This is a genomic window from Nitratireductor sp. GISD-1A_MAKvit (genome assembly GCF_040819555.1).
Taxonomy (GTDB): Bacteria; Pseudomonadota; Alphaproteobacteria; order Rhizobiales; family Rhizobiaceae; genus Nitratireductor.
This window is the reverse complement of record NZ_CP161920.1, coordinates 245,949-256,899: the sequence shown is the minus strand read 5'-3', so window position 1 is coordinate 256,899 and position 10,951 is coordinate 245,949. Positions and strand designations below refer to the sequence as shown.

Annotated in this window: 10 protein-coding genes and 2 pseudogenes; 6 read left to right on the top strand and 6 right to left on the bottom strand. The window is 61.5% G+C overall.

Annotated features, from left to right (window positions below; genetic code table 11):
* Positions 1-2 precede the first annotated feature (2 nt).
* Entirely contained in the window at positions 3-986 is a 984-nt protein-coding gene (gene mbfA, locus AB2N04_RS02430) for an iron exporter MbfA (RefSeq protein ID WP_367716800.1), read from the top strand.
* Between the two features lie 6 nt (positions 987-992).
* Here the strand turns inward: mbfA and AB2N04_RS02425 are convergent, their stop codons facing one another.
* Complete coding sequence (locus AB2N04_RS02425; protein ID WP_367716798.1) at positions 993-1,340, bottom strand: antibiotic biosynthesis monooxygenase; 348 nt, start codon at positions 1,338-1,340, stop codon at positions 993-995.
* A complete protein-coding gene (locus AB2N04_RS02420; RefSeq protein ID WP_367716796.1) occupies positions 1,337-1,708 on the bottom strand; it encodes an NIPSNAP family protein in 372 nt (123 codons plus the stop codon). The genes AB2N04_RS02425 and AB2N04_RS02420 overlap by 4 nt, the downstream gene beginning before the upstream one ends.
* Positions 1,709-1,785: 77 nt before the next feature.
* Here AB2N04_RS02420 and AB2N04_RS02415 point away from each other — a divergent pair.
* The 3 genes and pseudogenes from AB2N04_RS02415 to AB2N04_RS02405 all read left to right on the top strand — a co-directional run bounded on the left by AB2N04_RS02415 (position 1,786) and on the right by AB2N04_RS02405 (position 3,963).
* A pseudogene (locus AB2N04_RS02415) lies at positions 1,786-2,470 on the top strand (ArsR/SmtB family transcription factor).
* 99 nt (positions 2,471-2,569) lie between these two features.
* Positions 2,570-3,616, top strand: coding sequence for a M42 family metallopeptidase (locus AB2N04_RS02410; protein WP_367716794.1), 1,047 nt, complete (start codon positions 2,570-2,572; stop codon positions 3,614-3,616).
* 212 nt (positions 3,617-3,828) lie between these two features.
* Positions 3,829-3,963: a hypothetical protein gene (locus tag AB2N04_RS02405; RefSeq protein WP_367716792.1), complete on the top strand. Its 135-nt coding sequence runs from the start codon at positions 3,829-3,831 to the stop codon at positions 3,961-3,963.
* A gap of 6 nt (positions 3,964-3,969) precedes the next feature.
* Here AB2N04_RS02405 and AB2N04_RS02400 read toward each other — a convergent pair whose 3' ends face one another.
* From AB2N04_RS02400 to dut, 4 genes are all read right to left on the bottom strand, one after another.
* Positions 3,970-4,329: a DUF1850 domain-containing protein gene (locus AB2N04_RS02400; protein ID WP_367716791.1), complete on the bottom strand. Its 360-nt coding sequence runs from the start codon at positions 4,327-4,329 to the stop codon at positions 3,970-3,972.
* A complete protein-coding gene (locus tag AB2N04_RS02395) occupies positions 4,326-6,395 on the bottom strand; it encodes a TRAP transporter permease (RefSeq protein ID WP_367718714.1) in 2,070 nt (689 codons plus the stop codon). Before AB2N04_RS02395 ends, AB2N04_RS02400 begins: the two co-directional genes overlap by 4 nt.
* Before the next feature lie 208 nt (positions 6,396-6,603).
* Positions 6,604-7,560 (bottom strand): TAXI family TRAP transporter solute-binding subunit, encoded by a 957-nt coding sequence (locus AB2N04_RS02390; protein WP_367718713.1) that lies wholly within the window; start codon positions 7,558-7,560, stop codon positions 6,604-6,606.
* A gap of 238 nt (positions 7,561-7,798) precedes the next feature.
* Positions 7,799-8,284, bottom strand: coding sequence for a dUTP diphosphatase (dut, locus tag AB2N04_RS02385; RefSeq protein ID WP_367716790.1), 486 nt, complete (start codon positions 8,282-8,284; stop codon positions 7,799-7,801).
* 201 nt (positions 8,285-8,485) lie between these two features.
* On the opposite strand from dut, the pseudogene AB2N04_RS02380 reads away from it, so the two are divergent.
* Positions 8,486-10,076 (top strand): annotated as a pseudogene (locus AB2N04_RS02380) (peptide chain release factor 3).
* Between the two features lie 187 nt (positions 10,077-10,263).
* Complete coding sequence (locus tag AB2N04_RS02375; protein WP_367716788.1) at positions 10,264-10,923, top strand: peroxiredoxin; 660 nt, start codon at positions 10,264-10,266, stop codon at positions 10,921-10,923.
* The last annotated feature ends 28 nt before the right edge of the window (positions 10,924-10,951 follow it).

The window sequence follows — 10,951 nt, the reverse complement described above, 5'->3', positions numbered from 1 at the left end:
CCATGTTCTCACGCTTCTTCGGTTCCTCCCGCCGGCAGTTTTCCTCGCTGAACGAACAGGAAATTCTCGCACTTGCGATATCATCGGAAGAGGATGATGCCCGCATCTATCGTGCTTATGCCGATGGCCTGCGTGACGAATACCCGCATTCGGCAGCCGTGTTCGACGAGATGGCCGAGGAAGAAGATGCTCACCGTGCGGCACTGATCGAGGCGCACCGGGAGCGCTTCGGTGAACGCATTCCTCTCATTCGCCGCGAGCATGTGCGCGGCTATTACGAGCGCAAACCCGACTGGCTGGTGCGGCCGCTGGGGCTCGAAACGGTGCGTTTGCAGGCGGAGCAGATGGAAGAGCAGGCGCATCGCTTCTACGTGGAAGCGGCCAAGCGCACCGGAGACGCCGGCATCCGCAAACTGCTTGGAGATCTGGCCGTCGCCGAAAAGACGCATGAATCTCTGGCGCACCGGCTTTCGGAAAAACACCTGGGTGAGGATGAGCGCGCCGAGGAAGAGCAGACCGAGCGCAGGCAGTTTATCCTCACCTATGTGCAGCCTGGCCTTGCAGGCCTCATGGACGGCTCGGTCTCGACGCTTGCACCCATTTTCGCTGCCGCATTTGCCACGGGCGACACATGGCAGACCTTCCTCGTCGGTCTTGCCGCGTCCATCGGCGCCGGCATTTCCATGGGGTTCACGGAAGTGGCTTCCGACGATGGCGTTATCTCGGGGCGCGGTTCACCGATCAAGCGCGGTCTCGCAACGGGCATCATGACGACCGTCGGCGGCCTCGGCCATGCCCTGCCCTATCTGATCCCGCATTTCTGGACCGCGACGATCATCGCGTTCATCATCGTTTTCATCGAGCTGTGGGCGATCGCCTGGATCCAGAACCGCTACATGGAGACCCCGTGGAGCCGCGCCACCTTCCAGGTGGTGCTTGGCGGCGCTCTCGTGTTTGCCGCGGGCATGCTCATCGGCAATGCCTGACGCCGCTCATGCGTCAAGCAGCGCGCGGCTGTCCTCCGGGGCTTCCGCGCGCTCGGCCATGCCGTAATCGCGCAGGACATGGGCGATGCGCAGGCGATAGAAGGCAAAGACCCCGTTCCGGCCCGCACGTTGAGCCTGCCTGTGTTCCTCCGTGTTGCGCCAGGCCTTGACCGCTTCCTCGTCGCGCCAGAACGAGAGCGAGAGAACGCGGTTTTCGTCGTTGAGGCTCTGGAAACGTTCGATGGAAATGAAGCCGTCGATCCTGTCAAGAAGCGGGCGCAGATCGGCTGCGATGCCGAGATAGGCGTCACGTTTGCCGGCTGCAGGCTCAACTTCAAAGATGACCGCGATCATGGCCGCATCCGGTCGGCGTGGGGTGCCGAAGCGCGTTTCAGGAACATACGATCCTCCCTGAGAATGAAACGCTCGCGCTTTGCGAACTCGTAGTTTGCGCGACCTTCGGGGCTCGCCGCAAGCCGTGCCCGATAAGCCTCGTAGGCTACGAGACTGTCGACATTGTAGACACCATAGGCGGTCGTCGCCGACCCCTCATGCGGTGCGAAATAACCGATGAGATCGACGCCGGCGCGCGGGATCGCCTGCCCCCAGTTGCGGGAATATTCCTCGAAAGCGTCCCGTTTAAACGGGTCGATCTCGTAGCGGATGAAACACGTGATGGTCACGGGTAGAGGCCTTTCCTGCCAGCATGCTTCGATGAGCATGGAAGTTTTGCGTCGATTTCGATGGTGATATGAGGATAGCGCTTGTGGAGGAGCCATAGTTTGGTAACGGTCGAACCATGAAAGCAGGAACGGATCTCGCCCAGACCGCAAGCCTCGTCGGCGACCCGGCGCGCGCCAATATGCTGGCAGCATTGATGGGGGGCACGGCCCTCACGACCAGTGAGCTGGCGATGGAAGCCGGTGTCTCTTTGCCAACAGCCAGTGCGCATCTAGCCAAGCTGTCAGATGGCGGCTTGCTGCGCATGACGCGGCAGGGGCCGCCACCGCTACTATGCGCTGGCAGGTCATCAGGTCGCAGGCATGCTCGAATCGATCATGGGGGTGGCTGCGGAGCTTGGGCCGCGCAAGGTGTTGCCCGGACCGCGTGACACGGCCATGCGCGAAGCCCGCATCTGCTACGACCATCTGGCGGGCGAGGCGGGCGTTGCCATGTTCGACGCCTTTGCCGGGCGCGGTTTCATCGCCCTCGATGGAGACGACGTGAACCTCACGAACAAGGGGGCCGGGTTCTTCAGCGATTTCGGTCTCGACATTGAGGCGATGCGCGGGAAGCGCCGCCCGGTATGTCGCTCCTGCCTGGACTGGAGCGTGCGGCGTTCTCATCTGGCAGGAAGTCTGGGAGCCGGGATTCTCGACCGGTTTATGGTGCTGCATTGGGTGCGGCGGGAAAAGAACAGCCGCGTAATCCGCTTTACCCCGCCTGGGCGCGCAGCCTTCGAGCGGCTACTGCGCGACGCCTGAGCCAGTGCGAAACGGAAATGTGGCCGTTTCCTTCTGCGCCGCTTTGCGCCATGGTCGCGCTTCACGAATGATTCCAACGAAGCTCAGCCGGGGACACCGATGAACACCGAATTGCTGCGCAGGCTCTGTGAAACGCCAGGCGCGCCGGGCCACGAAACGCGCGTTCGCGCCCTTATCGAGAAAGAGATCGAAGGTCTGTTCGACGAGGTGCGGACCGACCCGATGGGGTCGCTGCTCTGCGTGCGCAAGCCACGCCAGAAGGCGAAGGGCGACCCGCTCAAGATCATGCTTCTGTGCCATATGGACGAGATCGCTTTTCTCGTGACCCATGTGACGGAGAAGGGTTTCCTCCATCTCGACCCGGTGGGTGGCTTCGATCCGCGCAACCTGTTCTCACGCCGCGTGCTCGTCTGCACCGAGAGCGGCGATTACAAGGGTGTGATGAACCCCGCCGGCAAGCCGATCCACATCCAGAGTGCGGAAGAGCGCAAGAAGGTGCCGGAACCCGGCGATTTTATCGTCGACATGGGGCTTGGCGAAAAGGCGCGCGATCTGGTGCAGGTCGGCGACTTCGTGGTGATGGACGAGCCGTTCCTGGAAATGGGAGAAAAATTCGTCTCCAAGGCGCTCGACAATCGCGTCGCCTGCTGGCTTGGTATCGAGGCGATACGCACGCTGGAAGAAGCGGGTGAAAAGCATGCATGCGAAATCCATGTGGCCTTTACCGCTCAGGAAGAAGTTGGGTTGCGCGGCGCGCGCACGGCCGCCTATGCGGTCAAACCCGATATCGGTCTGGGCATCGACACCACGCTCTCATGTGACACGCCGGGAATCGGCGAGCACGAGGCGGTGACGAAGCAGGGAGAGGGGTTTGGCCTTCATGTGAAGGATTCCTCCTTCATCGCCGATCAGGCGCTGGTGCGCGAGGTCGAGCAACTGGCGAAGAAAAAGGCGATCCCCTACCAGCGCACGATTCTGGCCCGAGGCGGTCAGGACGGCGCTGCAGCCCAGCAGGCGGCCGCTGGCGCGCGGGCTGTGGGCATCGTGGTGGGCACCCGCTACATCCACACCGTGACCGAAATGATCGATCGCAACGACCTTCAGGCCGCGCTCGACATCATCGTTGCCTATCTCGGCGAAAACTAAGCCCCCAGGCCGTGCCGCGCCCAGCTGAGCTGTGGCGCGGCAGCCACATTGCGCGCCCTTCCGCAGCAAGACCCGATTTGTGCCATCAAAGCGGCACAAATGCCGGCGAAATCCGACCGGCATTCACGGAGCGTTCACTTCGTGCGTGTAGTTATGTCACGATAATTCACACAGGCGGTTTTGGAGGAGCCGCCACCGGTTGGATATGACCCATGGCCTTGCTCACTCGCCTTATCGTCGTTCTTCGCGATTTCATTGCCCCGCGCTACCATCCCGAGCGCCACTACATGCGTGGTCCCGGCCCAGCCTGCCAGAAGCGTGGCGGTGGCTCCCCCACAGCAGCCTGACGCCACTTATTCACAGTATCTGACGGTTACGGGTTTGCCGCTTTCGGCGCCGAGCTCGTGGCATGTTCCGGCGGCGCATAGCCGCCAGCCGGAGCCCGTGGTGCCAGAGGCTGCCAGGACAAGCTCGGATTGCGCAGGGAGAGACGGGCTATACCGCCACCAGCCAGCGGCGAAGCTCGCATCAGGCGGCGGCTCCATGCCCGCTCCTGACCCCTGAACGCGCGCTTCGACAATCTTCAGCCCGGCGGGCGTTGCGCGCCAGTCTTCCTCCCAGCGGATTTTCTCCACCGAATGCGTCCATGACAGGGTGAAAAGCGCAGCCGCAAGGGTGAGCGCCTTTCCTCCTGCCACAACGCATATGCTCATGTGCCGGCCTTCGTATCCGCTGGAGCCTGCGCAGCGCGGGTGCGATACCAGTGAAGGCCGAGAAAAATCGCTGCCAGCCCGAAGCCCAACTCATCGGTGACGGGAAGCGCGGCAATAAGCGTGAAGGCTGCGGCAGCTGCGAGAACCCGCTCCCAGATGGAGAGTTTGGTACGCAGGAAGCCGATGACTGCCGCGCCCCAGAGTGCGATGGCGAGCAGCGCCTTGAAAACGATATAGGCGACCGCCGGATAATAGCCCCAGGCTTCCGCGAGCGGTCCTCCGTCCTGCAGCATCAGGGCGGGCGTATAGACGGCCATGAAGGGGATGACGAAACCGGCGGCAGCCACCTTGATCGCCTCCATGGAAATTTTGAGGCCGTTCTCCCTGGCGATGGGGCCGGCTGCGAAGCAGGCGAGCGCCACGGGCGGCGTCAGATCCGCCAGAATGCCGAAATAGAACACGAACATGTGGCTGACGATCAGCGGAACGCCGAGCGCCAGAAGCGCCGGTCCGGCAATCGAGGATGTAATGATGTAGTTCGGAATGGTGGGGATGCCCATGCCCAGCACGATGCAGGTTATCATGGTGAGAACGAGCGAGAGGAACAGGCTCGTCTCGCCCACCGACACGATGAACTGGCCGAATGTGTTTGCAACACCTGTCAGTGTCATGGTTCCGATGATGATGCCGACCACCGCGCAGGCCACGCCGACGGGAAGTGCCGTCTTGGCACCTTCAGCGAGTGAATCCCGACAGACAATGAGTGTCCTGCGCCCGCCATCGACAAACAGGTTGGCGAGGATCAGGGCGAGGGCTGCAATGAGGATGACCGTGATGCCGTAGCTGAAAAAGCTCGCCGCCACCAGGCCGAGGCCGACCCAGAAGATCACCCGCAGCACCTGGCCGGGAAGGCCGAGCGCTACCGAGCCGCCGAGGATAAGAAGCACCGTCAGTGAAAGGCCGATCGTGCCGGCGAAAAGCGGTGTGTATCCCGTGAACAGCAGATAGACCAGCACCGCCAGCGGCAGGATGAGGTGCCAGCCCTTCTTCAACGCATTGCGTGCGGAAGGTAGCTCGGACCGCGGCAGGCCATGCAGCCCGTATTTGCCGGCCTCCAGATGCACCATCCAGAAGGCCGAGGCGAAGTAGAGCACGGCTGGGATAATCGCGGCCTTGACCACTTCGTAATATTCCACGCCCAGCGTCTCGGCCATGATGAACGCCACCGCGCCCATCACGGGCGGCATGATCTGCCCGCCCATGGAGGCGGTGGATTCCACGCCGCCGGCAAAGGCCGCGCGATAGCCGAAGCGCTTCATTAGCGGGATGGTGAACTGGCCGGTGGTGACCACATTGGCAACGCCGGAACCGGAGATCGTGCCCATCAGGCCAGACGAGATGACCGACACCTTGGCAGCACCGCCGCGCGCATGGCCAACAAGACCGAGCGACACGTCGGTGAAGAGTTTGATCATGCCGGCACGTTCCAGAAAGGAGCCGAACAGGATGAACAAAAAGATATAGGTCGCCGATACATAGATCGGGATGCCGTAAATGCCCTCCGTCCCATAGGCCATGTGGTCGATGACCTGGCTGAAATCGTAGCCGCGATGGTTGAGCGGGGAGGGCAGGTATTGGCCGAACAGGCAGTAGGCGAGAAACGCGCCGGAGATGATCGGCAGCGCCGGCCCCATGAGCACATAGGCGGCGGCAAAAACGGTGACGAGCGCGATCACACCGAAGACGATATCGAGCGGTAAGGGGTCGCCGGCCCGCAGGAGCAGCGGCTTGTACTCAATGTACTGATAGAGTGCGACGGCCACGCCGGCGAGCGCCAGCGCCCAGGCAAGCGCCTTGATCATGGGGGCGCTGTCACGCGCCTGAGCCACCAGCGGGAAAACCAGCAGCGTCAGAAAACCGACGTGGAAGGCGCGGACCACCTGGCTCGGCAGGCTGATCACATGCGCGGCGGTTGCAATCTGGTAGAGCGAGAAAATGACCGCGATCCAGAACAGCAGCCGGCCGATGCCGTCGGTTCCGAATTCACCATGCGTATGGTCATGCATCTCAGCCTCAACCGGAATTGCCGGCTGACCGGATTGGGTATTGCTCATCGGGCGCTCCGCTTCCCATGCTACGCGTCAGGGCCTTGCCGATTGTCCGCTCCCGCGCGATGCATGCGGGAGGGCTCGACATTCCGGGCCTTCCTGTCACACCCCGTGCAGGAGCGTGGCAGGAAGGCCCCGTCGATGGACGGGGCCTTTGCTTATTGGACTAGAGCAGACCGTTTTCTTTGTAATAGCGCTCAGCACCGGGATGCAGAGGAAGCGGAAGACCCTTCGGGCCGTTTTCCGCCGAGATCGCCTTGGCGGCGGCGTGAGCGGCCACCATGTCGTCGAGGTTTTCGAAGAGCTGTTTGGTCATCTGGTAGGCCACTTCGTCGGAAACGTCCGAATGGGTGACCAGAATGTTGGTGATGGCCAGTGTCGGCACATCCTCGCTCTGGCCCTCATAGGTGCCGGCGGGAATGGTGGCGGCAATGAAAGGAGCACCGAGCGTCTCGGCAACGCTGTTGGGCACGGACACGATGGTTACGGGAAGCGAGAGAGCGAGATCCTTGATGGAAGCAACGCCGAGGCCGGCCGACTGGAGGGTTGCATCCAGCTGACGGTTCTTGATCAGCTCGACGGACTCACCGAACGGAAGATACTCGGTCTTGCCGAGATCGTCATAGCTCATGTCCATGGCGCCAAAGATGCGCTGGGCGTTGAGTTCGGTACCGGATTTCGGCGCACCGACCGAAAGGCCTTTGCCTTTAAGGTCGTTGAACTCCTTGATGCCGGATTCCTGCGAAGCGACGATCTGGATGTAGTTGGGATAGATCGCGGCGATGGCGCGCAGCTTGTCGAGTTTCTTGCTGAAGCCCGCTTCCGCATCGCCTTCCCAGGCCGATTTGACGGAATCGCCGAGCGCGAAAGCAATTTCGCCACGGCCCTGCTGCAACAGGTTCAGGTTCTCGACCGATGCCTTGGTCGACTGCACCTGCGTGCGCACGCCGTCGATGTTTTCGCCGTAGATCTTGGAAAGCTGAGAACCGAGCGGATAATAAACGCCCGAAGTGCCACCGGTCAGCACATTGATGAAATCCTGCGCCATGGCGCCGGCGGGTGCCAGGCCCAGCGACAACGCCACGGCACCGGCCGCGAGATACTTCCTGCTTGCATTTAACATCATGTCTCCTCCGCAATATGGCTGATCCGCAGGCGCACTTGCCTGCGCTGACACTGACTGTAGACAACCGCGCCCTTTTGCCAACCGGAAAGCGACCGGCAACAGGGCGAAGGGCCTGCGAAAGCCGATAATCGCACAGGAATTCGCGCGCAAGCCCCCAGGCTCTGGCAATTGACCCGCGTCCCTTAGACAAAAGTATAGGGCGCCCGCAAAGCGCCGGTGTTGGCGCTGGCAGGTGTCAGGCGGTTCCCGTCGAACCGAACCCGCCGGAGCCGCGCGCAGTGCTGCCGGCATGGCTGCGTTCTTCCAGCCTGACCTGCACCACCGGGGCGATCACGAGCTGGGCTATCCGGAGGCCGCGCGTGATGGCGAAGTCGTCATCACCGTGGTTGACGAGCAGAACCTGAACCTCACCGCGATAGTCCGCGTCGATGGTGCCGGGTGCGTTGAGACATGTGATGCCGTGCTTGAGTGCAAGGCCCGAACGCGGCCGCACCTGCCCTTCAAAACCTTCCGGCAGTTCGAGGATGAACCCGGTGGGAACGAGCGCCCGCCTGCCCGGAAGCAGCACGATGCGGCGGTCTTCCGGCACGGCGGCGCGCAGATCCATGCCGGCGGCGGCAGCGGTCTCATAAACTGGCAGGGGCAAATCCTCGCCATGAGGCAGGCGGACAATGCCCACATTGGGACCGATGACGGGCATGGAGGAAAAGGTGTTGGTCATGGCTTGATCCTGTGCGCTGCAATCCGGGGGGCGACGATCACGACCCTTTCCGTCTGGCCCGTTTTGTCGATGAATTCAACCGCGGTGTGGCTGGCAGTCGCATCTCTTCACCATTATGTGGGTCGTGGCTCATCCACTTTCTGTTCGACACGCGCCCTGCTGCTTGTTACAAGCGCCCGGCTTCAGGAAAACCATATCAAGATGACCGACAAAATCGCCGATGCGGTGTCGCGCCGCCGCACCTTTGCAATCATTTCGCACCCGGATGCGGGCAAGACCACGCTGACCGAAAAGCTGCTTCTTTTCGGCGGCGCCATTCAGCTCGCCGGCGAGGTGAAGGCGAAGAAGAACCGCGTGCAGACGCGTTCGGACTGGATGAACATCGAGCGCGAACGCGGCATTTCCGTTGTCACCTCGGTGATGACCTTCGAATATGGCGATCACGTCTTCAACCTGCTCGACACGCCGGGCCACGAAGATTTTGCCGACGATACCTATCGCACGCTGACGGCGGTCGACAGCGCGATCATGGTCATCGATGCGGCCAAGGGCATCGAGCCGCGCACGCTGAAACTGTTCGAGGTTTGCCGCCTGCGTGATATTCCGATCGTCACCTTCGTCAACAAGATGGACCGGGAAAGCCGCGACCCGTTCGAGATTCTCGATGAGATCGAACAAAAGCTCGCGCTCGATACGGCACCCATCACCTGGCCCATCGGTCGGGGCAAGAGCTTTGTCGGCACCTACAATCTCGCCAACAACACGATGCGTCGCTCCGATGACGATGTGGAGCCCATCGCCGTAAACGGACCGGAATCCGACGCCGTTGCCGGGCTCCTGCCGGAGCATGAGCGCGACATGCTGGTGGAGGAGATGCAGCTCGGCAAGGAAGCCTGCCGTCCGTTCGACATGCAGGCCTTCCGCGAAGGGCACCTCACCCCGGTCTATTTCGGATCGGCACTGCGCAATTTCGGTGTGCGCGATCTGATCGAGGCGCTGGGCGCCTTCGGCCCCCGCGCCGCGCGCACAGGATGCGGATTCGCGCAGGGTGGAAGCGACGGAGGAAAAGATGACCTCTTTCGTTTTCAAGATCCAGGCCAACATGGACCCAAACCACCGCGACCGCATCGCGTTTGTACGCGTGTGCTCGGGCAGACTACAGCGTGGCATGAAAGCCAAGCTGGTGCGCACCGGCAAGCCGATCAGTCTTTCCGCCCCGCAGTTTTTCTTTGCGAAAAGCCGCATCACTGCAGACGAGGCCTTTGCCGGTGACGTGGTGGGTATCCCCAATCATGGCACGCTGCGCATCGGCGACACGTTGACCGAGGGCGAGGAGCTTCTGTTCCGTGGGGTGCCCAATTTCGCGCCGGAAATCCTGCGCCGCGTCCGGCTTGGCGATGCCATGAAAGCCAAGAAGCTGAGAGAAGCTCTGCAGCAGATGGCAGAAGAGGGCGTCGTGCAGCTTTTCACGCCGGAAGACGGATCGCCCGCCATTGTCGGCGTCGTTGGCGCGCTGCAACTTGATGTGCTCAAGGAGCGACTGAAGATCGAATATTCGCTTCCCGTGGATTTCGAGATGGCGCGGTTCAGCGTGTGCCGCTGGATCTCGTCCGAAGAGCCGGATGAGGTGGATCGCTTCATCAACGCGCACCGTGGCGACATCGCCCGCGATCTCGACGATGATCCGGTTTTCCTCGCGCCGCACGAGTTCGGTCTGAACTATGAGGCAGACCGCTGGAAGGCGATCCGTTTTGCCACGGTCAAGGACTATCAGACCCGCAAGGCAGCCTGAGTGAGGGGATTTGCAGAGAGTCTTCCTGAGAGGGAAGATTTTTCGCTTCCGGCTGTCTTTAGGAAATGAAATTCCAGGCGAGCGGCTCAAATAGCGCCTAGATGAGGTTCATCTGCGTGTGTGGGGTGTCTATCCTGCACCGTCAGGAAAACCAATTGCGTTTCATCTCACCCAGGAGGAGAGAACGATGAGCCTTCGCATCAACGACACTGCGCCGGATTTCAGCGCCGAGACCACGCACGGTACGATCAATTTCCATGACTGGATCGGCGATGGCTGGGCCGTTCTTTTCAGCCATCCCAAGGATTTTACGCCTGTCTGCACGACCGAGCTCGGCACGATGGCGGGGCTCGAGGACGAGTTCGAGAAGCGCAACACCAAGATCATCGGCATTTCGGTCGACCCGGTCGAGGACCATGTGCGCTGGAAGGATGACATCAAGAAAGCCACGGGCCATGCTGTCGATTATCCGATGATCGGCGACAAGGATCTCAAGGTCGCAAAGCTCTATGACATGCTGCCGGCAGATGCGGGGGAAAGCTCCGATGGCCGCACTGCCGCCGACAACGCCACCGTGCGTTCGGTTTATGTCGTTGGGCCGGACAAGAAGATCAAGCTCGTGCTCACCTACCCGATGACCACGGGTCGCAATTTTGCAGAGATCCTGCGCGCGATCGATTCCATTCAGCTCACTGCAAAGCATCAGGTGGCGACACCTGCCAACTGGCAGCAGGGTGAGGATGTGATCATCACACCCGCCGTTTCCAATGAGGATGCGGAAAAGCGTTTCGGTTCGTTCGAGACGATCCTGCCCTATCTGCGCAAGACCAAGCAGCCTGCCGGCTAACGCGGGACAACCCATGAACCAAGCCCCG